Below are 24124 nucleotides of genomic sequence, written 5' to 3'. Positions count from 1 at the left end.
TTGTAGCGATCAGCAGTCGATGGTCAACGACGGCCTGAGGGCTCAGGCGGCGGGCGGCGCCCAGATCGCCTCGTTGAAGGCGTGCAGCACCTCGTCGAGGTCTCCATCAAACTCCTGCGAAATGCGTTTGAAGCCGCCCTTGTCGGCAAAGGCGCCCTGGTCGAGCAGGGTCGGATCCGCCACCGGCTTGTCCTTCAGGGCACGACCGATCCGGCGCAGCCACTCCTTCTGCCTTTGCGTCCAGGGACGGGAGGCTTCGATCTTCACGATCGCCTTGTCGACGCGGGTGGCATAGGGAATGAGCGGATCGCCCAGCGCTGCCTGGCGAACGAAGCCGATGATATGGGCAGCGATATCGGCATTGCGGGCACGGCCGTAAGCGGCGCGCAGCATGGCTTCGGAATAGTTCTTCTCGTCGAGCAGGCCTGCGAGTTGCGACAGTTCCTTGCGGGTGAGATCGCGCGGGCGCTGGGTAACGGCAATCAGCGCCGGGACCTGGTTCATGTTCTCGCGGACGAAGCGTTCGAAGCCGGTGATGTAATCCTCCGGCGTCGTGTTCTTACCAAAGATCTCCTCGATGCGCAGCAGCTCGTCCTCATGGGTGGAGATGACGACACCATCATTCCTGTCAGTGCGCAGCGGCCGGCGCTCCAGAAGCTCGACGGCGCGGGGATGGCTGGCCAGCCAATCCTGCAACTCGGCACCGGAGCGGGTAGACAGCCGGTGTAGCGCCATGTCCGGGCTTTCTCCCGTATGGCGCTCGAAGCTTTCGCGGGTCTCGGTATCCATGCGCTTGATCATGGCGCGCATGCGCACGATGACCTGGGCTGCGACCCAGCTTTTGTCCTCCTCCGTTTCCGCCTTTTGCAGATCCGTGACGAGCTGGCCAAGCGCGATATCCGGTTTGACGACAACCGGGCGCATGTCGCTCATCTCCTGCAGTTCGGCATAGAGATCGACGGCGTCAAAGATGCGGAAATGCTCCTTGCCGATATCGGGGCAAAGCCGCGTGGCGCGACCGATCATCTGGTCGTAGAGGATGCGGCTCTTGACCCTGCGGACGAAGACGAGATTGCAGATCGAGGGCACATCAACGCCGGTGGTCAGCAGATCCACGGTGACGACGTATTTCGGGTAGGGGTCGTTCTTGAACTTCAGGATCAGGTCGTCGGCCTTGTCGACCGTGCCGGTGATCTTCACGACCATGCCATGCGGAACGTTTTCCTTGCCGTATTCCTCCTGCAGCTCCTCCACCAAAAGCCGCACGATGTCATCCGCATGGGCATCGCGCGCGGCGAAGATCAGCGTCTTGCCAGGCTTCGACGGCGGAATTTCCGTGGCGATCGCGCGGCAGACGATGCGGTTGAAGGCTTCGGAATAGACCCGCTTGTTGAAGTCGGCGAGGTCGTAATCGAGCGATACTTCGTCCGGCAGTTCGAAGAGATCGATCTGTCCCGTCTTGCGGTCGATGATCTCGACTTCCTCGCCGCCTTCGAAATGAATGCCGGCTTCCGACAGAGCGGTCGTAATGCGCCTGGGCGGGAGGTGATCGTTGAGATAGCCTTCAACCACGGCCTGGCGGTAGCCATAGTGGAAGACCGGGTGGCCGAAGATCTCGCGGGTATGAAGTGCAGGCGTCGCCGTCAGCGCCACCTTCACGGCATCGAAGTGATCAAGGATCTGGCGGTAGGCCGACTGGTAGTCATCGATGTTGCGGAATCCGATATCGCTTTCGCGGAGCTCCGCATCCAGCGTGTAGCCGCGATGGGCTTCGTCCACGATGATGCAGTCGAAGGTGCCGGGCGTGGGGCGCTTGGCGGGATCGGGCTCGTTGAGGATGCGCGCGATCAGCGATTGGACGGTCGCGACCTGCACCTGGTCCTCATCCTCGGGCAGCTTCTGCTCCAGCCCCGCGACCTTGTAGATCTGGGCGAAGTTCAGCATGCCCTCGATCTCGGTGGTTTCCAGGGCATCGCTTGTCTGCCGGCCGAGCGCCTTGCGGTCGACGAGGAATAGAATGCGGCGGAAGCGCTTGTGCTTCAGGAGACGATACATCAGCGCAATCGCCGTGCGTGTCTTGCCTGTCCCGGTCGCCATGGAGACGAGGATGTCACGCTGGCCTGCGACCACGGCATTTTCGATCGCGGCGATTGCCTCGTCCTGGTATGGGCGCATCCGGCCTTTGCCGAAGCTTTCTTCGGCCAGACCTTGGGCTGCGGTGTCTACATCGGTATCGAGCTTGTCCAGAAGATCCTTGGGCGAGAACCAGCTCGTCATTGGTATCGCGTGGTTCGTCTCGCGCCTGACATCGCGGTACCAGATACCAGACTTGGTCAGCCACTGGCGCACATAGGGTCGGCCATTGGTGGCGAAGACGAAGGGCACGCGGAAGGGCTCATCCAGGCCGTGTTTCCAGGGACCGTGCGGATGCGCTTCTTCCGGGGCGAGCACGATGGTGCGAGCATAGCGCTCGGCCTGCTGCAGGGTGGACGGCACATCGACGCTTTCGCGCTTGGCCTCGATGACGCCGACGCAGGTCAGCCCCACAAAGAGGGCATAATCCGCCCGGCCACCTTCGGAGGGCCATTCGGCGATGGCGAGGTTGCGACCTTTCTCCGCTCGGGCGCCTTTCTGATAGGTCAGGCGGGCGCTGTCGGCTTCCCATCCGGCATCAACGAGCTGCACGTCGATCAGCCGCCGGGTCTGGCGCTCGTCGAGCTCCAGACGGCTCGCAGCTTTCAGGCCCGCCTGCTTGAACTCGATCTGCAACTGCTCGGGCTGGGCTTCGGCCGCCTTCTGAAGCTCGGCCAGCTTGCGGGCGAGCGCTGCCTGGTTCGCTTCCATCTCGACGGCCGTCTGCTCCCAGACAGCGCTGTCGGCAGAGGCCTGGCGGGCAAGTTCTTCGGCAGCGGCGCGGGCCTTGGCGAGATCTTCCGCCGAAGCATGGGCGGCTGCCAGCTTCTCTTCGGCTTCGCGCACCTGAGCGCGCAACGTTGCCAGTTCCGCTTGGGTCGCCTGGTCGATATCAGCGGAGGCCTTGGGCGGGACAAACGGCCCCGGCTTGAACCCCGGATCGCGCCCATAGGTTCGGCGATACCAGACGCCGAGTGCGCGGCAGAATTTTAGCGCTGCAAGTGCCTCGGCGGGTGAGCCGGCAAGATTGTGGGTCGCGTCGTTGCCACTCTTGCGGACCGCATGGAAGATGTCGGCCACCTCGCGCGGCAACACCTGCTGGCTGCTGAGCCGTCGAAGGAGGTCGTTGGTGGTCTCGCGCGCGGCGGGGTCATAGACGCCTGAAAGAGCAGCAATCTCCTTGACCATGTATTCGCCGAACTGACGGCTCTTGATCAGGGACGTGTTGGCATCCTCGGCAAAGAAGCGCTCGGCCAGCGTGCCGAGGCGATGCAGCTCGGGGCTGATCTCCTGCAGATGGTCGAAGTTTACCGACAATTCCCCACCCAGATGCTTACCTCTTCAGGGGGGAACATGCCACACGTTAGGGGAGCAGGCAAACCAGAGTTGCACGTCTACCGCTGCCGTATCAGTTCCGTGGACGAATGCGACAATGGCTCCGGCTGAAGACCGTCAGCTTTTTCGCTGGCAAGACCAAGTTTTCGAACTATCCCGCGTTCGTTGTACCCCCCAACGCATGGCGTGAAGTAGGGTATGACGATGGCCGCAACTTAAGCACGTTGCGGAAGGGCAATTAGAAGATTGGCCGGCATTTCTTCACCGATCGCCCAAGAGCATCAGCCGGATCGCTTTTCGTTTGAAATCTTCGGCGTTCGCATACGCTAGGACAATATCAAAATCGATCTCCGCCTCACCCCGCTGGCACATGTTCGCGATCAAGTCGTGTTGTTGCACCTCGCTGACCGGACCATAGCGCTCGAATGTGGTGCGCATGCTGACGTGGCCCATGTTCTGACTGAGAGCCTTTTGCTCGGACAGCGTAACGGCCCATTTGTCGATCATGCTGACAATCGTATCGCGCAATCGATGGGGCGTGAAGCGGCTCACCCCCACATCGGCTGCAGCGGCAGCCATGATCCTCACAACCGCATCATCGCTCACGAGGAACTCCCAGCCTTGCGGTGTTTGTGGACCAAACAGGTGTCGCTCGCCGCGGGGAAACAACGGGGTCTCCGGATCGGCGCAAAGCGAAGTCATCTCCGCAAGCCAGTCGATGACGATTTGCTCAAACATTTTTCCTACGGGAAGCCAGGCGGTCCGCATCGTCTTGCTGTTTTTGGTCGCCACCTGATCGGCGGCATTCTGCTTGACCATTCGCCGTTCAATATCAACATGCTTGATCCGCAGAGTGATAAGTGCGCCGACACGGACACCTGTCAGATACGCAAACGAAATGAGCGCACGATTTCGACGGTCAAGAAACGTTTGGACCGGCATCGCCGCCACAACAGTGAGCACATCCTCGTGCGTTGGATAAGTCTTATCCGTTGGTGCATTCGCGATTTGAACAAGTTGCTTAGACGCCGTGAAATATTCCAGCACGTCCTCGGCGATCTCGGTGTAGTCGGCCTGCTTTCGCAACCATTTGAAGAAACCACGCACATCCGCGAACGCGTGCACTATGGTTGAGGCAGACAGTCCTGCGCCATCATTTTCGATGGCCTGCAGCTTCGTCTTGTAGCGCACGATCTGATCGATATCGACATGCCGGAAGTCAGCATTGCCACAAAGCTCGGTGAATTGCCAAATGTGGCGCAGGATCGCGTCTACGGTCTTCTCGTTCCGACCTTTGCCCTCAAGCAAATAGACTTGATACCCATGAATCGCGAATGCGTTCAGATCATTCATCATATTCTTCCATAGTAAAGGTATGTGACTTCTTCGGACGCAATAGGCACAGCCAGGCGAATTTGCGGCCACCGTCAGTGGATTTTCTGAGGATCCAGCGCGATTTACCGCGCCAGATAGGAGCTCGAAAAAGACGGGCGTTGGATGGGGCTCAATCACCTTCCCAGAGGGAGTACACGATACATATTAGTCCGGAGTCTCCGCTCTGGGATCGTGTCCTCGAAGCTCACACAGAGCCGCGAAACGGCTCATCGACATCATCCTCGGTGCCCGAGTGTGTTGCTGGGAGCATTCCACAGCAACCATCATCGCTTTGCCAATTGGCGCGAGGGAGATTGGATCGTCGAGGAGTGAATGTTTGCACTTGCATGCGACACAATACGCCTCGTACTCACCGAGACGCCGCTTTGCAGCATCGCGCCGCCCCTTGTGGAACGCGTTCAGGACCTCTCCCTTGAAGAGCCTGTTACCCTGATGCTCAATGGGCTGAAGGCCGGCCTTTATCCATCTCGAAAGGGTATTCGGCACGATACCGTACAGATCTCTGACTTTTTCAGGCGTATAGAGCCAGTTGGCTTTGGCAAGCCGGACACTCTGCAGATTGCGTCGTCTCTTCGGCTGGGAGAGGCTCATCGACGAGCCTCCTTGATTTTGCTGTCATGCTCGTCAAGCTCTTTGCTTGACCAACGAGTGGTCCCCTCGATCTTAAAGGGTTTGGGGAAGGTTCGAGAGGATTTAGCCCACCGCCAAATCGTTTGCTTCTTCACCTTGTAACGTTCGGCAACGTCTCGATCCGTCAGAAACTGATCGGAGGAAATCGAGGCGCTGGCCACAGGTGAAGGTGGGCGAATGCCGGCCGTCTGGTCGGCCAGCTCCGGGTCAGCCGCCTCTGCTGAAGGAAAAAAATCCCCCTCGATGTCGACCAGCGTCGATTTGGCTCGGGCGTAACCGTTGCTACGGAGGGAATTGGGATCTGTTGCGCGGCGCACTTGCTCATCACGAGCCATAGCTACACTCTTTCTCCGCATCGCGGATTCAAAGTAGGTAGCACGTCTTGCGCATTGCCCGGCTATCGCCGAGCCCTATCGTTTAATTAACGGGTGCATCTAGCACGAACAAATCAGCAACAGCAACATGCAGGTACCGAAAAAATCGTCGCATGCTGAGAGAATGTCGTGATGGGCTAAATGATGGGCCAGCAAACCGGCCCCAGAGAAAATCCAACAATTTCAATCACATGTGAAGTTTTATGGCGGAGAGGGTGGACCGCTTCGAGGTCTGACGGAAGGCAGCCCATTATCTTCTTGATCGACTTGATCATATGCGGCTGATCGGCATAGCCAAGTTCGGCCGCGACGTCGGCGCCGGCGCCTCCGGCCTTCAGCCGGCGCACGGCTTCCTGCGCCCGCCGAATCAACCGGAAATCTGTCTGAGTGATTCCCGTCGTGCGCATGAAATTGTGCTGCACTGTCCGATCGGGCGCTGGATCAGTCGATCCTTTTAGCACCTGGGCCACCAGGTCGTTCGACCTGAGCACGCGTTTCTTTTGCATCGCCGCGACAATGGCTTCGGCGTTTTCGAAGGTCGGCAACGGAAGCATCAGCCCCTTGGCGTCGAACCCCCCGTCATGCACCGGCAGGAAACGGACCCTAGCGCCTGTTGGGGGGGTGGGATCATCGACAAAGTGGACATGACCTGCAAAGGCGATGGCCACCACCTGTTCACCGGCAAGATGCGGCACGTCGACCGGCCTGGCCCTCTGGCCGACATTGACGACCCTTGGCGTGGCACCCGGCGTCAGTAGGAGGAACAGCCGCCAGCACCCGTCGGGCGTCGCCCGATAGACGCCGTCGTCGTGAAAGGAAAACCGCCAGACGCTGTCGATCCATGGATGCGGAGAGACGCGTCTAAAGAAGTCAAAGGCCATGCCCGGATGTTAGCGTTTTCGGTGACATCCGGCAACCGGACACCACTCAGCGGCGTGCGGGTTGCCGGATCTTCCGCGCAAGCGCGCAAGGCTAGGCCTGATTGCAGGTATAGCGCAGCAGTACCGTTTCGCTTTGCGGAAGCTGGCGATGATCAACTAAGATCAAACGGCCGCACGGCGGGGCCAGAAAGAGCCGCTCGCCTTCGCCGAGCACAGTGTTACCAACAAGAACGTGCAGTCCATCGACCAAACCCTGCCCGAGCAACGCGTTCATCAGATGACGGCTTCCGAAAGCCACCACATCGCTGTCCGTTGCAGCTTTCAGTTCTCGGACATGGGCATTGACCTCGGCGCCGCTAATGATGCGGGCATCGCCCCAGTTATCGGTCGGGCCAAGTGTCAACTGATTGCTGACCACGCTCTTGCGCGCCTTGGCAAGTCGACCGGCGATGTCCGCCAGCAATGGATCGGGCGCGATTTCCTTTAACACGCCCGGCCAGAAGGACCGCAGGAGGTCAAAGGTCACACGCCCGAAAAGAAGCGTCCCCGCTCCGCGCAACAGGTCCCGATTGTGCTGGTCGAACTCTGCCCCCATGGGAAGTCCGTTCAGATCGCCTCCCGGACCCGCACAGAAACCGTCAAGCGACATGAGATTGCTAAATATAAGCTTGGCCACGAATTTTCGCCTTTCCATCCAAGTTGCATCGTGACGCGGCCCTTGTTGGAGGCCCGTCATCAGGAATGAGACAGGCGCGCGCGAAAACTAATCGGACCCCTGCCAAATTATCAGAGGTTTTCTTCCGGAAGCCCAAAGCGACGATGCAGCGACGGATCAAGGAAGCTCTGCAGATGCACAATCCGGTCACCATGAAACTCTGTCAGCAGGATCGCCGCCATCTGGTACCGATGGGCACCGTCGGGCCTGAGGTAGCAGGCAAACCCCGCCTGCCCGTTTGCGCGCAACGGTTGAAGCCGCCAATCCGTTGCAAAGACACGCTCGCGGAAGAACAGCGCAACCTGGGCTCGGCCGTCGAACCAGGCCGGAAGCGGGGGCATGGTGAAGCGGACATCCTCGGCAAGCAAACTGACAAGCGCGCCGACATCCCTGCGTTCCCAAGCCGAGACGAAGGCGTTCAGCAATTCACCCTGCCGGTCGGCCGAAGTAAGCAGAGGCTCCTCCCGGCTCGGGTCGGGTGGACGTCGTTGACGCAGGGTGGCGCGCGCCCGTTGCAGGGCGCTCGTCACTGCGGGCACGGACAAGTCGAGTAGCCCGGCAGTCTCTGCTGCGGAAAACTCCAGAACATCGCGCAGCAGAAGGACCGCGCGCTGCGTCCCGGGAAGATGCTGCAGCGCCGCCACAAAGGCCAGGGACACCGTTTCACGACGAGCCAGATGGTGGAACGGATCACCCTCGTCGGAAAGGTCCTGATCTGGACAGGGCTCTACCCACACGCGACCCGGAACCAGCGTGCCAAGATCGGAAGTTGACTGAATTGCCGGCCCATGATCCGACGACAAAAGCCGCTTGGGGCGTTTCGAAATCAATCGCAGGCAGACATTGGTCCCGATCCGGTAGAGCCACGCCGCGAAAGAGCCGCGCCCATCATAAGTCGCAAGCCCGCGCCAAGCTGCGAGAAGGGTTTCCTGAAGTGCGTCGTCAGCGTCATGTGGCGAGCCGAGCATACGGTAGCAGTGACCAAAGATCTGGCGACGATGCAGGTAAATCAGACAGCCGAACGCACGCTCATCGCCCGAACAGGCTTTGCCGAGAAGGTCTTGCTCGCATTGAACCGGGGGGAAGTCATGCATCTTCAACCGAATGCGCGTTGGCACACTTTCACGCCTAGGTTAACCTTATGGGAGCTTGGGGGACGATGCAACAGTTCAGCTATCTCAATAGGGGCGGCCGCGCACCGAGCCGATCAGGTTTGCGCTTTTGTACAATCTGCCTGCACCGCCAAATTCCTATGCTGTTCCTCCCCGACCGCTGCGCGCGAGGCCATTCGGCTTGCGGGGGATCGGCTCGAGGAGCGCAGGCTGAACGGCGACTCAGTCTGGTTGCATGGGCCCTATCCGCGCCATTAACTGGAACCGCATCGAGGACGACAAGGACCTCGAAGTCTGGAACCGGCTGACGGGGAACTTCTGGCTACCGGAAAAGGTGCCGCTGTCGAACGACATCCCGTCCTGGGCAACGTTGAAGCCCGAAGAGCAGAAACTCACCATCCGCGTGTTCACCGGACTGACGCTGCTTGACACCATCCAGAATGGTCAGGGTTCCGTGCGGCTGATGGAAGATGCTGCGACCCAGCACGAGGAAGCCGTTCTGTCGAACATCTCGTTCATGGAGGCCGTTCACGCACGCTCCTATTCATCGATCTTCTCGACGCTATGCTCGACACCCGACGTCGATGACGCCTATCGCTGGTCGGAAGAGAATGAGTTCCTGCAGCGAAAATCGGCGCTGATCATGGAGCAATATGCCTCGGGTGATCCGCTCAAGAAAAAGGTGGCTTCGGTCTTTCTCGAAAGTTTCCTGTTCTATTCCGGCTTCTACCTGCCAATGTACTGGTCGAGCCGCGCCAAGCTCACCAACACCGCCGACATGATCCGCCTCATCATCCGCGACGAGGCGGTGCACGGCTACTATATCGGTTACAAGTTCCAGCGCGCCGTCGAGCGCCTACCCGAAGCGAAACGGCAGAGTATTAAAGACTTCGCTTTCGATCCGCTGCTCGAGCTATACGACAACGAGGCCAAGTACACGGAGGCGCTTTATGACGCCGTCGGCCTGACGGAAGACGTCAAGAAGTTCCTGCACTACAACGGTAACAAGGCGCTGATGAACCTTGGCTACGAGGCGCTGTTCCCCCCGGAAGCCTGCAATGTCAATCCGGCGATCCTGTCTGCCCTCTCGCCGAATGCCGACGAGAACCATGATTTCTTCTCCGGCTCGGGGTCTTCCTACGTCATTGGCAAAGCGGTAGCGACCGAAGACGAAGATTGGGATTTCTGAATAGGCAGGATGTCGTCGCGCACGCCAGACATGTCGCATTCCCAAGCGCGGCGAAGTCACAGCCGTGATCTTTTAGACCTCGCTCACGGTGCCGCCGCGACAGAATTCGTGGCGGATAATTTGGGAAGCCGGCGTGATGCCGGCGCTGTCCCCGCAACGGTAACGGAACAAAAACCCGACGAATGCCACCGGTGATAACACCGCGAAGGCGTTGGGCAGCCCATAAAGACAGTTCCGAAGTCCGGAATCCAGCCCTGAGTGTTGAGCAGACCGATTGCGGCGGGCAATCGAGGGGCAATGGGCAGTGTCGCCTGACCTCTCCATTTCCGTTGTGGTCGCCATGCCCTGGAGCCGGGTTTCGTGTCTTCCAGGGAAATTCAATGACTGGACCGTGTCGCGGAGGAGCGGCGCTGTTTGGTTGCAACGATGGAGGAGATGAAAATGAGCAAGAACCGAGGCGTCGTATATCTGCGACCCGGCAAGGTCGAAGTCCGGGATATCGACGATCCGAAGCTTGAGGCCCCCGATGGCCGCCGCATCGAGCATGGCGTCATTCTCAAGGTCATTTCGACGAATATCTGCGGATCGGACCAGCATATGGTTCGTGGTCGAACGTCAGCGATGCCGGGTCTCGTCCTTGGCCACGAAATCACCGGCGAAGTCATCGAAAAAGGAATCGACGTCGAGATGCTCGAGGTCGGCGACATCGTTTCCGTACCATTCAACGTCGCATGCGGCCGCTGCCGCTGCTGCAAATCGCAGGACACCGGCGTCTGCCTCACCGTTAACCCGTCACGCGCTGGTGGCGCCTACGGTTATGTCGACATGGGCGGCTGGATCGGTGGCCAGGCGCGCTACGTCACCATTCCCTACGCCGACTTCAATCTCCTGAAATTCCCGGATCGCGATAAAGCGATGTCCAAAATTCGCGACCTCACGATGCTCTCAGACATCTTGCCGACCGGATTCCACGGCGCAGTCAAAGCGGGCGTTGGCGTGGGATCAACGGTTTATGTCGCAGGTGCCGGCCCGGTCGGTCTTGCTGCGGCTGCATCAGCACGTATCCTCGGTGCGGCAGTCGTGATGATCGGCGATTTCAACAAGGATCGTCTCGCGCACGCCGCCAAGGTCGGTTTCGAGCCCATCGACCTTTCCATGAGCGATCGTCTCGGCGACATGATTGCGCAGGTGGTCGGCACAAACGAAGTCGACAGCGCGATCGATGCGGTCGGCTTCGAAGCACGCGGCCATGCCGGCGGCGAACAGCCGGCCATCGTCCTCAACCAGATGATGGAGATCACCCGCGCCGCTGGCTCGATCGGCATTCCCGGTCTTTACGTCACCGAGGACCCTGGCGCTGTCGACGAAGCAGCCAAGCAGGGCAGCCTGTCTCTTCGCTTCGGACTTGGTTGGGCAAAGGCACAGTCGTTCCATACGGGCCAAACGCCAGTCCTGAAATATAATCGGCAGCTGATGCAGGCGATCCTGCACGACCGGCTACCGATCGCTGACATCGTCAACGCCAAGATCATACCGCTTGATGACGCCGTTCAGGGGTACGAGAGCTTCGATCAGGGGGCAGCGACAAAATACGTCCTCGATCCGCATGGTGATCTTGCAAAGGTCGCGTAGTCTATCGAAGGCAATGTCTTCGTAGTGACGCCAATGTTGAACACCCGTCATTCTGGCGGGTGTGTCTGGCCATCCAATGAAGGACCGCTTTCGTGAAGAGTTTCGGGCGCCTGCCGGCGTACGAAAGTCTTCACGACGGTGGTCTGGCTTGGGCACCTCGAAGCAAAGAGCGGACCTTGCTTCAGAATTTCACTGTAACGCCGCGCCCCAAGCGAGAGCGGTAAGCTTCATCAATCATGTTATCGCGTGAACACGGTCTTCCCCCGGGTGCGCCCTTCGATCATGTCGCGGATAGCCTCGCGGGCTTCGGTCATTGGCACCACCGCTCCGACTTCGGGCGTTATGTTGTTGCGGATGACGAATTGCATCATGGCCTTCATTTCCTCGAGTGTACCCATAATGGTTCCGCGGATGTCGATCTGTTCGACGAAGATGCGCAGCAGATCGGTCTCGGCGGTGTGGCCAGTCGTGATGCCGTTGATCACCAAAACGCCACCCCGTTTGACAGTTTTCAGGCTGTCTGCCCATGTCGCAGCACCGATATTGTCAACGACCGCGTCAACGCGGCGCGGAAGCACGTCACCATGCCGGAATATCCGGTTCGCACCAAGCCGCTCGGCGATCGCTGCGCCTTCATCATTGCGGGTCGTGACCCACACTTCGAAGCCAGCAGCCCGCCCCATCTGGATGAGCGCCGTCGACATACCACCCGAAGCCCCTTGCACGAGAAGGGTCTGGCCGGGGATCAGTCGTGATTTGGTGAAGAGAGAGCGATAAGCCGTGAGCCAGGCAGTGCCAAGCAGTGATGCATTGAGCGGGGACAGACCTTCAGGAATAGGCACCGCGTTGCGCTTCGGAACCGCGACATAGTCAGCCATTGTTCCGGGCACAAGCTCGCTGAGAACGTGCCAGTGAGGGTCGATCGTCTCGTCGCCCCTCCAGCTATCTGTCCCCATTACCGGGTAGAGCACGACGGACGTCCCGTCTTCGAGCAATCCTGCCGCGTCATTGCCCAGGATCATCGGGAACGGGATCGGCTCCTCTTGGGAGGTCATCCCGCGAAGGGTGAAGATATCGTGCCGGTTTAGGCTGGCATGTGTCACTTTCACGCGCACCCAGCCCTCTTTCACGACCGGATCAGGGCGTTCGCCGACGACAACAGAGGCAAGGGGGTCGTGGAGATTCGCTTCTTTTGCAAAGACGGCGAACATGGTGTTCCTTTCAAACCGGAATGGGAGTCTGGTGCTGCGCGGTGGCATCGATCGATTGTCATCGGCCGCATACAGACACCCGCCCTCCCTAAAAAGAGGACGGGTGTCGGGAGGCACCCTCAGACCGTGCTGATGGTACCGCCATCGATTACAAACTCGGCGCCGTGGATCGCAGCAGCACGGTCGGAGGCGAGGTAGGCGATGAGGTCGGCCACCTCTTCTGGCTCGGCGCCGCGCCCGATCGAGATCCCACCCAAGGCATCGAGCACGGACTGCCGCGCATCCTCAATCGTGCCGCCATTGGCAGTGCGAAGCATTTCGAGAAAATCTCCGGTGGCTTCGGTCATGATCCAGCCAGGCGAGACGGAGTTGACCCGCACGCCCTTGGGACCGAGCTCTTTCGAGATTGACTTGCTGTAGGTTCTCAGCGCGGCCTTCGCGGCGGCGTAGCCCGTCGTGGATTCAGGCAGCGGCAGGACGGACTGAATTGAGGTGATGTGCACCACAGTGCCCTTGCTCCGCTCAAGCATCTGCGGGATCAACAGGCGATCGAGCCGGACGGTCGCCAGCAGGTTAAGGTTCAGTTCGGCGAGCCAGTGATCATCCGTCAGCGCGGCGAAGCCACCCGCCGGCGAACCCGAGCCACCGATGACATGGGCAAGGATGTCGATGCCGCCCAGCCGCTCAAGCGCCGCCTTGGCGACCGCTTCGCTGCCCTCTGCCGTGGTCAGGTCTGCCTGGACATATTCAACGCCGGCGATCGGGTCCTTGATCGTGCGGGCGGCCGTGACAACACGGGCTCCGCCGGCGAGAAAACGCTCGACCGTGGCGCGACCCAGACCCTTGGTGCCGCCGCTGACGAGCACGCGCTTGCCAGCGAACTCTTTGGAATCTGCCTGGATGCTCATACTGTAGTCTCCAGGCTCTTGATGGCGTCGTTCGCCAGCGTTACGCGATAGGTGAAGCGGATCGGGCTGCCCGGGAAGTCTCCATGAGCGGGACCTTCGAGCACGACATTACCGTCTTCTTCGCGAACAGCGTCGGGCGTGAAGATCGCCTTTACCGCGATCGCTTCGTCCTTGAGTAGCTTGCGGATCTCAGCCAGGCCCTCGTAACGCTTGCCGTTGTCGATGAAGACGGCGTCATCCAGGAAGGGCTTCATCATGCCGTCGATATCGAGACGGGCGTTTGCCTCGACATAGTCGGCGATCGGCTTGGGTAGGTTCATTGACATGGTCATCTCTCCTCAGTGGTGATGAGGCTAAGTTAGCGATGGACTTTTCTCCTGATAAGCAAGATAAAGTGCGATGACGTGTTACGGAAATCGGGACAATGACTCGGCATTCGCTGATCGAACTTGAAGCGGTTCTCGCCATCGTTCGCTGCGGCTCGTTTCGAGCGGCGGCGCTCGATCTCGGCATGTCGACCACGGCCATCAGCAACGCGGTGGGCAAGCTCGAGCGGCAGCTTGACGTGCGTTTATTCAATCGCACCACGCGCAGCGTCTCGCTCACCTATGCGGGGCGGATCTTCGTCGCACAGATCAAACCTGCGCTCGAGGGCATCCAAAAAGCGATGAATACGGCGCGCTCCCAACAGGAGACGCCGTCCGGCATCTTACGCATCAATGCCTTCGCGACGGCCGCGCGCGAGATCATGGCACCGCTGGTTCTCAGCTATCTGCAGCTCTATCCGCAGGTTCATATCGACATCGTCACCGAGGGGCGGCTTGTTGATGTTGTGGCGGCGGGCTTCGATCTGGGCGTGCGCAGCGCGGATCTGGTGCCCAGCGACGCGATCGCCATACCGCTGGGTAAGATGCGGCGCATGGCGGTTGCCGCATCTCCCGCCTTTTTCGCAAATAGGGCTATTCCCCAGGTGCCGCAGGATCTGCTCTCTTACCCCTGCGTTCGCGGGCGGCTTCCCAATGGCGCATTGTTCCGATGGCGGTTCGAGAAGGAGGGTGAAGAACTGCAACTCGACGTCGAGGGGCCGATCACTCTTGACGAAGCATCTCTGGCGCGGATCGCGGTGGCGAACGGCGTGGGGATTGGCTATTTCATGGAAACCGATGTCCGCGAAGACATCGCAGCGGGACGGCTCGTGCGCATTCTCGAAGACTGGACGCCGCCGCTCGTGCCGCTGTGCCTCTATTATTCCAATCGGCGCAATTCCTCCGCCGCCTTCCAGGCCTTCATTGCGCTCGCGCGCGACTACGCGGCCGGACGGCTCGCACAGCCCTAAGCCTGCTGGTGCGTGTCCGCCGCTTTTGTCATGTGCGGCTGGTGTCCGAACTGACATGTTACGCAAAGCTGTCATTGCTGGTGGGCGGCATGAACTCGACCAAAACACCTTTCCGGCGTCCTCGCCTTGAACCCATTCGTCGGAACGTTTGACCCCTGTCCAAACTCATCCGGAAAATGGGGGAATGCGGTAGTTCGAGCGCTCGTGGACCCGACGGAAACCGACCTTTTCAAGATTCTGCAAGGAGACATTCGGCACGTCCACGTTGTTCGCAAAGCGAACGGTCTCGGTATAAAATGTCTTGATGCCCCGCCGCAGACCTGCCCCTAAACGCGCACTGATCAAAGCTTTCTGGAGACCTTTGTTGCGATGCTCCTGGAGCGTTGTACCCACGCCCAACCAGGCGCAGCCATCGTTGACAAACATAGCGCCGGCGGCAACGGGTTGATCCTTCCAGTAGCCAATGAGGCAAATCCAGGAATCCGTCCCGACAACGCCCTGCCATATCCGGCCAATGGCGGGAGGAAGTCCGAAACCCTGACTGGTTATTGACCCGAACACGTCAGCGTCTTGAGCAGTCGCTGCTCGGATGCGGAAATCTTCGGACGGATGCTCATCCACGGCATCGCCGCGCCACATGAGCTTCGACCAGTTCGGATTTTCTTTGATCAGCCGCTTCGCATCGAGCCATTCAAGGACCTCGGCAGACGCAAGCTCACGGTTGATCTGGAGATAATGGGTGCCCGTTCCCCGCTCCAGCCAGCCATAGGCCTCCATAAGTTCATCCAGCCCATGCAACCCCTGTATCCGATTGAGCACCAAAGTCGGCGCAGGAGGCAGAGAAATCGCGCATCCTCTGCCAATTGCGCGAAACGCAAGCGACGTGGATTGAGCAAATTCCGCAGGTGCATTCCGAAACAGGTCAATATAGGCGCTTGCTTCCAATGCCTCGCCCAAAAGACTGTCGCCGTGACTTTCAGCCATGCATTCTCTCCTATAGAAGTCTCAGTTGAAGTTTTTGTCGACGAGCTTTCTCTCGCCGAACAAGGGCATCCCGATCCCAGAAAGCTGGGCTTTCTGGACATGCGGTTATCTCAGTTTCGATATTGGGGAGGCCACATGGCGCGTGATCAGCGGCCATTGTTTGCTAGTTGCCAGTCATCCTGACGCCGCCGGCAAATATCGGGTGTGCTCCCCTGAAAATACCTCACATGCGGATGCCGAAACGCTTGCAGTCAAAATGACGTTTTGGACCTATGGCCCTGAACGTTCCGCACTTCATCTTCATTGACGTCGCGCGACTCTGACCGGAAGCGGCCCGGGGTTTGACCGGTCCACTCCTTGAAAGACCTTAGAAACGAGTTTGGATCGTCAAAGCCCAGCAGGTAGGAAATCTCTGCGGGAGACAGATCCGAATGATGAAGGTAGTGGGACGCAAGTTCGCGCCGCAGATCGCTCAGAACATCGCGGTAGTTCAGGTTGCTTTGCGTCAGCCGACGCTGGAGAGATCGGGTGCTCATCACAAGTCTCTTGGCGACCTCGTCGATGGACGATGCTCCGCTCGGCAACATGTCCAACAACACTGCACGCACCCGCTCGGAAATGGATGCCTCGCCGTCAAGGGTTGCCAGACGGGCCCGAAGACCGGGTTCGAAAAAACTCCGCATCGCGAGGTTTTCGCTCAGGAAAGGTCGAGCGGCGTCTTCCGCGGAAAAGCGAATGGTATTGGTCGACCCTTGTCGGATGCTGCAGCCGAGAAACGCCTCGCATTCGGCCTGATGCCCGGGCAATGTCACGAGTTCGCAAGACAGTGGCCGGATGGCGGATCGCGTCGCCATCCGGGCGAGTTGGGTCAGAAACACGGCTTCCGTGATAGCGAAGCTAGGCGGCGGCAGCCTGTCATAACCATAGCAGGTCAGCGTGACGGCTGTTTCCTGAGATCCAACGGAAACATCCGCGACAAGCGGGCCAATGAGCCGTTTGTATTCGGCAAGCCGCCGCAGCGCGACATTGAAGTTTGCACTGCAGAAGCTCGCGTAAATCGGTGGATCGAATGTCTCCACGGAGATCGACTTTCCAAGCAGGACGGCGACGTTCCGGCCATTGCTGCTCGCCTCCAGACCGTGCCACAGACGAAAATATTCCGCCGGCGAAAGCCACGCATCTTTCGCGGCGAAAAGATCGGCGGGCAGTTCCGCGTGAGACAGAACATCGACGGGATCCATTCCCATGTCCTGGATGAGAAGCCGCCAACCCGGATGCATTGCAAAGCGGTTTGCACGTTTCAGCATCATCTTGCTCCCCGCTCACTGGTTTCCGTTGCTACTATTTGTTTGTAACGAGTCCACTGGCAATCATCTGCTCGAACATATCGTTCATTGTCTCGTGCAGCGGTCGATAGGTCTGCCCCAGTTCGCGCCTGCCACGGCCGTTGTCCGCCTTCCAGGCGTGCCCGACATTTCGCGCGACAAATTTCCGGGTAATACCGTCTCCCGCCAGCGGTCCGGCCAACCACATCACCCATTTTGGCATGGCACGGCGGGGAATGGGGTAGGCCTTGCCATATTTCGGCAGCAAGGTCTTCGCGATTTCCAAAAGATCCGAGTTGACGCCGTTGATGATGTATCGGCCGCTTGCAGACGGCGTAAACGCCGCGGCGAGATGCGCCTTGGCCAGATCCCTTACATCGACGGCGCCCATTCCCATGCGCGGCGCCCCCATCTTCAAGGTCCCGTCGCCGATTTGCCTGACAATGCGGAGGCTTTCAGAGGTGGTGTGAGGATTGATTGCAGGCCCGAACACCAGCGACGGATTGATCACGACAAGATCCCAGCGGTTTTGACGCTTGGCGATCAACCAGGCTTCGCGCTCCGCAACGGTCTTGGAATAGGAATAGGGATTATGCTGGAGCGACGACGTCGTATTCCAGATCTCCTCGGTCAGGATGCCACCCGGCGCGTCCTGTACGTCGGCTGCATCGCCATAGATTGCGGCGCAACTGCTGGTCAGGACGACGCGCTTGACGCTTTCGAGGCGACTGGCCTCTTCCAGAACATTGCGCGTGCCGATTACGGCCGGATCGACCAGATCCTTCTGCGGATCAGCCACATTCGTCACAAAGGGAGACGCTGTGTGGAAGACGGTCTGGCAGCCGGCCATCGCCTGCGCATACGAGCCGGCCTTCAAAAGATCCGCCTCGAAGAACTTGATGGTGCCCGGCGTCTTGGCGGCAAGCTCGGTCAAATGCTTGGTCTTACTCAAATCCGCCATGTTGCGCACGGGTGCGTGGACGGTAACACCTGCTTCAAGCAGCAACTTGACGATCCACCCGGCGACAAAGCCGGTGGCTCCGGTGATCATGACGGGATGCGCTGTATCGATCATCATTTTCTTGCGACCTTCTCCAAAACGCCCTGCTGGCAGGCAGACTTCTATGGGTTGGAAGGGAAGCTGTAACTAGCAGACCGCGCCAGTCTTAATGCGGATTATGCCATAGTCCTGATAATCGCCGCCAATCGCCGCTAGCTGATCCACATCGTCCAGGCAGATGCGGAAAGGTCTATGATGCACTAGAGCGGTTACCCGAGACTGCCGGCAAACTGCTCTGGCCACTGATTGCGCTCTGCCAGAGCCGTCACAAAATCGATAAAGACACAGGTCTTTGCAGGGAGCTGTGATCGGCTTGCGAAGTACACCGAAATCGCGCCTGCATCCGAATACCACTGCGGCAACAGCCGGACCAGACGCCCGGCCTCGAGATGAGGTTGGGCGTCTGCCTTCGGAACCAGCGCGACGCTGCCCCCTAGAACGGCAGAGCTGTTGAAAGCCCATCTATCGCTCAGCACCGCAATCTGCAGCTCTCTATTCAAGCAGAGTGAGCGGCGCCAGCAACCTCAGTCCGTTGAAGGAAGCATCTCGGGATTCCAAACAATGTCCCATAGATGCCCGTCCGGATCACGGAAATAGCCTGCGTAGCCGCCGTAGAAGGTGGCGGTCGGGCTTTTAACGATCTCGGCTCCGGCGCGCTCTGCGGCGTTCATCACCGCATCGACCTCTTCCCTGGTCGAGACGTTGTGGCCGATGGTGAACGACGTGGGACTCGTTGGCTCTAGAGGCAACCCAGTGTCGTGAGAGACATCACGCTGCGACCAAACCGCCAGCTTTAGGCCGCCAGCCAAATCGAAGAAGGCGACTGCGCCGTATTCGAACTCTCGTCCTATAATCCCTTCAGTTGGCAAACCGAGGCCATCGCGGTAGAAAGTGACGGATTTTTCAAGATCGGCAACGCCAAGCGTCAAGACTGATATTCTAGCTTTCATGCCCAAGCTCCTACTATCGGCCGCACACCATGCGCGGGCCATCGTAGTCTTGGGCCGCTAGAGAACAGCGGAAGGACCCACTCCGGTGGGGGCCGGGCCAACCTTCCCGAGCCTAACCTGTTTTAGACGGTATCAGGCTAGCTTCTGAGATCGCCATCGTCAAGAACGTCCGCCTGTGGCGCACAGGCGACGTGATGCCACCACCGAGCTATGTCCGCGCTCGGGGCAGAGCGATGACGACCTTTGTGACTGAAGTGACGGCTCAGCGCGGTAAGCATCTCGGAAACGAGCATCATGCAGCAACTCCGTTCACAACGTGAGGCACCGCAATTCAGCGGTGGCCCAATTCGCTCGGGCACATGTCTGCTACTTAAACCTGCCCACGGAAACTAAAATGACCTTAGCACTCTCGAAACTTCCTGAAGTTTTAGAAAAGCTTCATAACGCCGTTTGTGAGTAAGACTGATTTCATGGCCGCGCGGTGTATACGTCGCGGCAATTTGCGAGAGTGCCCCCATAGCGTCGCGAACGTCTGAAAACACACCAGCAGCAACGCTGCCAAGAATGGCCGAGCCGAGGAGGACTGGCTCTTCGGCCGCAGTTGCGACGACCGGTTTGCCGCAGGCATCCGCGAGGATCTGGCGCACCAGGGGGCTCGCCCCCGCACCACCGCTGATCACCACCTGCTCAACGCTAGCCCCGGACTTCGCCTGGGTTTCGATAATCTGGCGCAACCCGTAGCCAATGCCGCAGAGGCCGGCGATGTAAAGCGCAACGAGATTATCGAAGTCGCGCTCCATCCCGAGCCCCGCAATCACGGCTCGGGCATGAGGATCGGCGAAGGGCGCGCGGTTGCCGAGGAATTCCGGGACAACATGCAGACCGGCCGCAAGTTCGACTGCGTCTGAAGCATCCTCGACCTTGGTGAAGGCGATTTCTGCCATGTAGGCGGGCAGCGACTTGCCCTCGGCCCGCGCCCTCGCTGTCGCCTCGTTTGCTGCCGGATGAAAGGACAGAAGCTGGTCGATCGCGGCCCCCGCCGCACTCTGTCCACCCTCGTTCAGCCACATGCCGGGAACCATGGCAGAGTAATAGGGGCCCCAGACACCTGGCACGAAGACGGGCTCGGCTGTCGATGTCATGGTGCAGGACGAGGTGCCGAAAACGTAAGCCAGGTTCTCGGCTGGCTTGCCGCCAATGCCGACGGTGCCGATCCCGCCCGCGTGGGCATCGATCATGCCGGCCGCCACGGCAGTGCCTGGCTTCAACCCCATCGCCTCGGCAGCTTCTGTCGTCAGCCCATGCCCCAGTCGCGTACCGGGTTCGACAATGTTCGTGCCAATGCGGGCAAAGCCCTCCGACGCTAATTCGCCCAGGCCGATCTCTTCGAAATAGCTCTCATCCCAGCGCGCCTCGTGGGCGAGATAGGTCCATTTGCAGGCCACGGTGCAGGTCGAGCGTGAGAGATCACCGGTTGATTTCCAGGTGAGGAAATCGGCGAGGTCGAAGAATTGCCATGCGCTTGCGAAGGTGATCGGGCGGTTTTCCTTGAGCCAGAGGATCTTGGGCGTTTCCATTTCAGGGGAAATGCGTCCACCCACATAACGCAGGACATCATGGCCCTTGGCATTTATCCGCTCGGCCTGGTCAATGGCGCGGTGATCCATCCAGACGATGATGTCACGCTCAGCCTCTTCGGACGGCCCAATGGCGAGTGGCTGACCGCCCTCCCCCAGCACGACCAGCGAGCAGGTCGCATCGAAGCCCACTCCCACGACATGCCCCGGATCGACACCGGCGGATGCGACCGCTTCACGAATGATCGCGCAGACCGCATTCCAGATCTCGGTGCTCGACTGCTCGACGATCGAGCCGGCCTCGCGGAAGAGAGTGATGTCGCGCTTGGCGACCGACAGCATATGGCCCTTGAGGTCGAACAGACCCGCACGCGCGCTGCCGGTCCCGACATCGACGCCGATCACGTAACGCGGGGCTCCCTCGGGCGGAATTGGTGTCTGGGTCATGGTCGCTTGCTTTGCTATCGGATTTGTATCGGTATGCCTCGAACCTAGCCGGCTTCAGAGATCGACGCTGTTGGGCAAGATCACGAGATCGCGAATGGTGACGTTGCGCGGTCGCGACAGCATGAAGAGCACGGCATCGGCCACTTCCTTCGGCTGCATCAGGCTGCCATTTGCAAGCGCCTCCTCCATCTTGGCCTTCGGCCAGTCGTCGAGCAGTGCCGTGACGACTGGGCCTGGCAGGACCGCACCGACGCGAACGCCATGCTGAGCCACCTGACGGCGGGTCGAATGCACGAAGGCCTGGACTGCGAATTTAGACGCGGTGTAGATCGGTTCCCAGACGACAGGAACGACACCGGCGATCGAGCTGGTGAAGAGGATGTCGCCGGACTTCTGCGCGATCATGTGCGGCAAAACCGCATGCACCGATCGGAAAGCCGCGTTGATGTTGAGGTTCAGCATGCGATCCCAGGCATCCGGATCGCCTTCCGCCACCGGGCCACCGATATAGGCGCCGGCATTGGCGTGGAAGATGTCGAGACCGCCCGCCAGTTCGAGAATACGCGGGAGCATGCTGGAAACCGCAGGACCGTCGAACAGGTCGACCACCAGCGGCTTTGCCCGCTCACCGAGTTCCCCGCACAGCATCTCAAGCTTGTCCTTGGCGCGGTCGATCAGCACGACTGTCGCCCCTTCGGCAATCAGCGTGCGGGCGCATTCAAGCCCAATACCGGAGGCGGCGCCGGTGATCGCAGCGACCTTGCCCTTCATCAGTTCAGTCATGATAAGTCTCCAGTCTTTGTATCAGGCGCGGCCGTGGCTGACGCGCGAACGGCGAGCGAGCGAGTCGACGATGACGGCGATGGCGAGAACCGCCCCGGTAATCATGTAACGCAGCGACGAACTTAGGTTGAGAAGCGTCAATCCGTTCGAGATCGCCTGGATGACGATGATGCCGAGCAGGGCCGAATAGGCGCTGCCACGACCGCCGAATAGGCTGGTACCACCGATGACCGCCGCGGCAATGGCGTTGAGGTTGACGTCGCCCGTGCCGGCCTGCTGACTCGACGAGGCGAGGCGCGAGGCCGACAGCGTGCCACCCAAGGCCGCGAGGGTCGAGCAGAGCATGAAGGCGCTCATGTAAATACGGCGGACATTGATGCCGGAGCGGCGGGCGGCTTCACGATTGCCACCGACGGCAAACATCGAGCGACCCCACTTGGTCTTTGTCAGTGCATAATTGAGCATGACGACGAGGGCGACGAACAGACCGAACATCCACGGCACGCCGCGACCGAGGTTCAGGTAGTAGACCGCGGTTTCCAGCACGACGGTCAGCACGACGGCCTTGGCCACGAGGCTGCTCAGCGGTTGCGAGGAAAGATTGACGACTTGCCTGCGCTTTCTGATTACCAGACCGGCCGCAACCAGAACGGCACCCGGGACCAGGGCGAGCAAATAAGACAACCAGTCCGGCATGACCAAGATCTGGCCGAAGCGCACCAGCGGCGACGCATACGGCAGATTGATGCTGCCTGTTGGACCGAGGATGTAGAGCTGCAAGCCGAGCAGCGCGAGGAGACCCGCCAGTGTTGCAACGAAGCTTGGCATGCCGAGGCGATTATAGAGCATGGCGTAGAGCGCACCCACTATTGCGCCGGTGACCAGAGCGGCAAAGATGGCGAGCGGCAGGGGCATTCCGGAATTCACCCAGAGAACACCGATGATCGCCGAGGACAATCCACTCATCGAGCCGACAGACAGGTCGATCTCACCGAGGATGAGGACGCAGACGATACCGAGCGAGATGATGCCGACGGTGGCGCAATCGAACAGAAGGTTCACCAGATTGTTCGGCGCGAGGAAGATCGGATTGAGAATGCTGAAGACCGTCGAGATGACGATCAGCCCGATCGCGACGGGGAGCATGCCGAGATCGCCGGAGCGAACACGCGATAGGAAGGCGCGGACCATGCCCGACACACCGTCGGAATGACTGACACGCTCGTCGCTGCGATCGAGGGCAAGCGGGGTAGGATTATTTTCGTTCGACATTTGAGTGCTCATGCGGGGCTCCCACCGATTTCGGCATGCTCGACGGCTTTGCGGCCGGCACGGCGCGAGACAGAGTTTTCCGTGGCACCGGTGATTGAGGCCACCAGTTCGTGGTTGGAGGCGTCGGGAGTAAAGACGCCATTGTTGCGACCGAGGCGTAAAACCACGATGCGGTCTGCGACGGCACGCACGTCTTCCATGTTGTGACTGATGATGATGACGCCAAGGCCGCGTTCGCGCACCCGCTCGATGAGGTTCAGGACTTCTGCCGTCTGGGCGACGCCGAGCGCTGCCGTCGGCTCGTCAAGCATGATGATCTTGGGATCCAGCAGCAGGGAACGCGCGATCGCGACCGTCTGCCGCTGACCTCCGGAAAGCGAGGCGATCGGTTCCCGGACCGAGGGGATGCGGGCAGCTAGCTCGCGCATCAGCGTCCAGGCGCGCACTTCCATCGACACTTCGTCGAGGTTCCAGGGCGACATCTCGTGACCCAGAAAGAGATTGGCGACGACGTCGAGGTTTTCGCAGAGCGCCAGATCCTGAAAGACCGTCGCAATGCCAAGTTCGAGCGCGCGGCTCGGGCTGTCGAGCGAAACCTCCTGGCCGCAATATTCGATCCGGCCGGCACTCGGCTGGTGAACGCCGGCAAGCACCTTGATCAGCGTCGATTTGCCAGCACCATTGTCGCCGACGAGAGCGACCACTTCGCCAGCCTTCACTTCCAGATCGATGTCCGTCAGGGCGGATACCGCACCGAAGTTCTTCGAGACATTGCTCAGCTTCAAGATGGTCGTGCCCTTGGGCGGCAGACCGATGTCATTTCGTTGCATGACGAGGCGCTCTTCATTGGGACAAGGGATACACCCGGCCGGAGC

21 protein-coding genes and 1 riboswitch are annotated in these 24124 nt (G+C 59.8%); of the genes, 3 read left to right on the top strand and 18 right to left on the bottom strand.

The features are described from left to right. Nucleotides 1–42: 42 nt before the first annotated feature. The 7 genes from hsdR to LQ231_RS23485 all read right to left on the bottom strand — a co-directional run bounded on the left by hsdR (nucleotide 43) and on the right by LQ231_RS23485 (nucleotide 8581). Entirely contained in the window at nucleotides 43–3450 is a 3408-nt protein-coding gene (gene hsdR / locus LQ231_RS23515; RefSeq protein ID WP_230174353.1) for a type I restriction-modification system endonuclease, read from the bottom strand. 279 nt (nucleotides 3451–3729) lie between these two features. Next, a complete protein-coding gene (locus LQ231_RS23510) occupies nucleotides 3730–4824 on the bottom strand; it encodes a tyrosine-type recombinase/integrase (protein ID WP_230174352.1) in 1095 nt (364 codons plus the stop codon). 183 nt (nucleotides 4825–5007) lie between these two features. After that, nucleotides 5008–5454, bottom strand: a complete 447-nt coding sequence (locus LQ231_RS23505) for a hypothetical protein (RefSeq protein WP_230174351.1) — start codon at nucleotides 5452–5454, stop codon at nucleotides 5008–5010. Further along, nucleotides 5451–5828, bottom strand: coding sequence for a hypothetical protein (locus LQ231_RS23500; protein ID WP_230174350.1), 378 nt, complete (start codon nucleotides 5826–5828; stop codon nucleotides 5451–5453). The genes LQ231_RS23505 and LQ231_RS23500 overlap by 4 nt, the downstream gene beginning before the upstream one ends. Nucleotides 5829–6004: 176 nt before the next feature. After that, a complete protein-coding gene (locus LQ231_RS23495) occupies nucleotides 6005–6748 on the bottom strand; it encodes a helix-turn-helix domain-containing protein (RefSeq protein WP_230174349.1) in 744 nt (247 codons plus the stop codon). A 91-nt stretch (nucleotides 6749–6839) separates the two neighbouring features. Beyond that, nucleotides 6840–7424: a dihydrofolate reductase family protein gene (locus LQ231_RS23490; protein ID WP_230174348.1), complete on the bottom strand. Its 585-nt coding sequence runs from the start codon at nucleotides 7422–7424 to the stop codon at nucleotides 6840–6842. 110 nt (nucleotides 7425–7534) lie between these two features. Beyond that, a complete protein-coding gene (locus tag LQ231_RS23485; RefSeq protein ID WP_230174347.1) occupies nucleotides 7535–8581 on the bottom strand; it encodes an RNA polymerase subunit sigma-70 in 1047 nt (348 codons plus the stop codon). Between the two features lie 229 nt (nucleotides 8582–8810). On the opposite strand from LQ231_RS23485, the gene nrdF reads away from it, so the two are divergent. Both nrdF and fdhA read left to right on the top strand, forming a co-directional pair. Then, nucleotides 8811–9764: a class 1b ribonucleoside-diphosphate reductase subunit beta gene (gene nrdF, locus LQ231_RS23480; RefSeq protein WP_230174346.1), complete on the top strand. Its 954-nt coding sequence runs from the start codon at nucleotides 8811–8813 to the stop codon at nucleotides 9762–9764. A gap of 69 nt (nucleotides 9765–9833) precedes the next feature. Then, nucleotides 9834–10036, top strand: a riboswitch (cobalamin riboswitch). A gap of 169 nt (nucleotides 10037–10205) precedes the next feature. Further along, nucleotides 10206–11396: a formaldehyde dehydrogenase, glutathione-independent gene (fdhA, locus tag LQ231_RS23475; RefSeq protein ID WP_230174345.1), complete on the top strand. Its 1191-nt coding sequence runs from the start codon at nucleotides 10206–10208 to the stop codon at nucleotides 11394–11396. Between the two features lie 239 nt (nucleotides 11397–11635). Here fdhA and LQ231_RS23470 read toward each other — a convergent pair whose 3' ends face one another. From LQ231_RS23470 to LQ231_RS23460, 3 genes are all read right to left on the bottom strand, one after another. Beyond that, nucleotides 11636–12655: a zinc-binding dehydrogenase gene (locus LQ231_RS23470; protein ID WP_230174344.1), complete on the bottom strand. Its 1020-nt coding sequence runs from the start codon at nucleotides 12653–12655 to the stop codon at nucleotides 11636–11638. Between the two features lie 71 nt (nucleotides 12656–12726). Next, nucleotides 12727–13515: an SDR family oxidoreductase gene (locus tag LQ231_RS23465; RefSeq protein ID WP_230174343.1), complete on the bottom strand. Its 789-nt coding sequence runs from the start codon at nucleotides 13513–13515 to the stop codon at nucleotides 12727–12729. Beyond that, a complete protein-coding gene (locus LQ231_RS23460) occupies nucleotides 13512–13841 on the bottom strand; it encodes a nuclear transport factor 2 family protein (RefSeq protein ID WP_230174342.1) in 330 nt (109 codons plus the stop codon). Before LQ231_RS23460 ends, LQ231_RS23465 begins: the two co-directional genes overlap by 4 nt. Before the next feature lie 98 nt (nucleotides 13842–13939). Here LQ231_RS23460 and LQ231_RS23455 point away from each other — a divergent pair, with 98 nt between their 5' ends. Further along, nucleotides 13940–14851 carry a LysR family transcriptional regulator gene (locus tag LQ231_RS23455; RefSeq protein ID WP_230174340.1) on the top strand — a complete coding sequence of 304 codons (912 nt, stop codon included), beginning with the start codon at nucleotides 13940–13942 and terminating at the stop codon, nucleotides 14849–14851. A 165-nt stretch (nucleotides 14852–15016) separates the two neighbouring features. Here the strand turns inward: LQ231_RS23455 and LQ231_RS23450 are convergent, their stop codons facing one another. The 8 genes from LQ231_RS23450 to LQ231_RS23415 all read right to left on the bottom strand — a co-directional run bounded on the left by LQ231_RS23450 (nucleotide 15017) and on the right by LQ231_RS23415 (nucleotide 24079). Then, nucleotides 15017–15835 carry an N-acetyltransferase gene (locus LQ231_RS23450; RefSeq protein ID WP_230174338.1) on the bottom strand — a complete coding sequence of 273 codons (819 nt, stop codon included), beginning with the start codon at nucleotides 15833–15835 and terminating at the stop codon, nucleotides 15017–15019. A 251-nt stretch (nucleotides 15836–16086) separates the two neighbouring features. Continuing rightward, nucleotides 16087–17076: an AraC family transcriptional regulator gene (locus LQ231_RS23445; RefSeq protein WP_230175049.1), complete on the bottom strand. Its 990-nt coding sequence runs from the start codon at nucleotides 17074–17076 to the stop codon at nucleotides 16087–16089. 100 nt (nucleotides 17077–17176) lie between these two features. After that, nucleotides 17177–18238 (bottom strand): NAD-dependent epimerase/dehydratase family protein, encoded by a 1062-nt coding sequence (locus LQ231_RS23440; RefSeq protein WP_230174336.1) that lies wholly within the window; start codon nucleotides 18236–18238, stop codon nucleotides 17177–17179. A 506-nt stretch (nucleotides 18239–18744) separates the two neighbouring features. Then, on the bottom strand, nucleotides 18745–19170 hold the full coding sequence (locus LQ231_RS23435) for a VOC family protein (protein ID WP_230174334.1): 426 nt from the start codon (nucleotides 19168–19170) through the stop codon (nucleotides 18745–18747). A 389-nt stretch (nucleotides 19171–19559) separates the two neighbouring features. Beyond that, a complete protein-coding gene (locus tag LQ231_RS23430; protein WP_230174332.1) occupies nucleotides 19560–21194 on the bottom strand; it encodes an FGGY-family carbohydrate kinase in 1635 nt (544 codons plus the stop codon). A 54-nt stretch (nucleotides 21195–21248) separates the two neighbouring features. Further along, nucleotides 21249–21977, bottom strand: a complete 729-nt coding sequence (locus LQ231_RS23425) for an SDR family oxidoreductase (protein ID WP_230174330.1) — start codon at nucleotides 21975–21977, stop codon at nucleotides 21249–21251. A gap of 21 nt (nucleotides 21978–21998) precedes the next feature. Further along, nucleotides 21999–23261 carry a sugar ABC transporter permease gene (locus LQ231_RS23420; protein ID WP_230174328.1) on the bottom strand — a complete coding sequence of 421 codons (1263 nt, stop codon included), beginning with the start codon at nucleotides 23259–23261 and terminating at the stop codon, nucleotides 21999–22001. Then, nucleotides 23258–24079, bottom strand: coding sequence for an ATP-binding cassette domain-containing protein (locus LQ231_RS23415; protein WP_230174326.1), 822 nt, complete (start codon nucleotides 24077–24079; stop codon nucleotides 23258–23260). Before LQ231_RS23415 ends, LQ231_RS23420 begins: the two co-directional genes overlap by 4 nt. Nucleotides 24080–24124 lie beyond the last annotated feature (45 nt).

The organism is Rhizobium sp. CECT 9324, from assembly GCF_918741265.1.
Lineage (GTDB): Bacteria > Pseudomonadota > Alphaproteobacteria > Rhizobiales > Rhizobiaceae > Allorhizobium.
Note: the sequence above shows the minus strand (reverse complement) of the source record. Positions and strands in the feature narration are given on the sequence as shown.

Excerpts from the sequence above, each read along its gene's own strand:
- LQ231_RS23510 (WP_230174352.1), bottom strand. The coding sequence starts at position 4,824 with ATGATGAATGATCTGAACGCATTCGCGATTCATGGGTATCAAGTCTAT.
- LQ231_RS23505 (WP_230174351.1), bottom strand. The coding sequence starts at position 5,454 with ATGAGCCTCTCCCAGCCGAAGAGACGACGCAATCTGCAGAGTGTCCGG.
- LQ231_RS23500 (WP_230174350.1), bottom strand. The coding sequence starts at position 5,828 with ATGGCTCGTGATGAGCAAGTGCGCCGCGCAACAGATCCCAATTCCCTC.
- LQ231_RS23495 (WP_230174349.1), bottom strand. The coding sequence starts at position 6,748 with ATGGCCTTTGACTTCTTTAGACGCGTCTCTCCGCATCCATGGATCGAC.
- nrdF (WP_230174346.1), top strand. The coding sequence starts at position 8,811 with ATGGGCCCTATCCGCGCCATTAACTGGAACCGCATCGAGGACGACAAG.
- fdhA (WP_230174345.1), top strand. The coding sequence starts at position 10,206 with ATGAGCAAGAACCGAGGCGTCGTATATCTGCGACCCGGCAAGGTCGAA.
- LQ231_RS23470 (WP_230174344.1), bottom strand. The coding sequence starts at position 12,655 with ATGCCACCGCGCAGCACCAGACTCCCATTCCGGTTTGAAAGGAACACC.
- LQ231_RS23465 (WP_230174343.1), bottom strand. The coding sequence starts at position 13,515 with ATGAGCATCCAGGCAGATTCCAAAGAGTTCGCTGGCAAGCGCGTGCTC.
- LQ231_RS23460 (WP_230174342.1), bottom strand. The coding sequence starts at position 13,841 with ATGTCAATGAACCTACCCAAGCCGATCGCCGACTATGTCGAGGCAAAC.
- LQ231_RS23455 (WP_230174340.1), top strand. The coding sequence starts at position 13,940 with ATGACTCGGCATTCGCTGATCGAACTTGAAGCGGTTCTCGCCATCGTT.
- LQ231_RS23450 (WP_230174338.1), bottom strand. The coding sequence starts at position 15,835 with ATGGCTGAAAGTCACGGCGACAGTCTTTTGGGCGAGGCATTGGAAGCA.
- LQ231_RS23445 (WP_230175049.1), bottom strand. The coding sequence starts at position 17,076 with ATGGATCCCGTCGATGTTCTGTCTCACGCGGAACTGCCCGCCGATCTT.
- LQ231_RS23440 (WP_230174336.1), bottom strand. The coding sequence starts at position 18,238 with ATGATGATCGATACAGCGCATCCCGTCATGATCACCGGAGCCACCGGC.
- LQ231_RS23435 (WP_230174334.1), bottom strand. The coding sequence starts at position 19,170 with ATGAAAGCTAGAATATCAGTCTTGACGCTTGGCGTTGCCGATCTTGAA.
- LQ231_RS23430 (WP_230174332.1), bottom strand. The coding sequence starts at position 21,194 with ATGACCCAGACACCAATTCCGCCCGAGGGAGCCCCGCGTTACGTGATC.
- LQ231_RS23425 (WP_230174330.1), bottom strand. The coding sequence starts at position 21,977 with ATGACTGAACTGATGAAGGGCAAGGTCGCTGCGATCACCGGCGCCGCC.
- LQ231_RS23420 (WP_230174328.1), bottom strand. The coding sequence starts at position 23,261 with ATGAGCACTCAAATGTCGAACGAAAATAATCCTACCCCGCTTGCCCTC.
- LQ231_RS23415 (WP_230174326.1), bottom strand. The coding sequence starts at position 24,079 with ATGCAACGAAATGACATCGGTCTGCCGCCCAAGGGCACGACCATCTTG.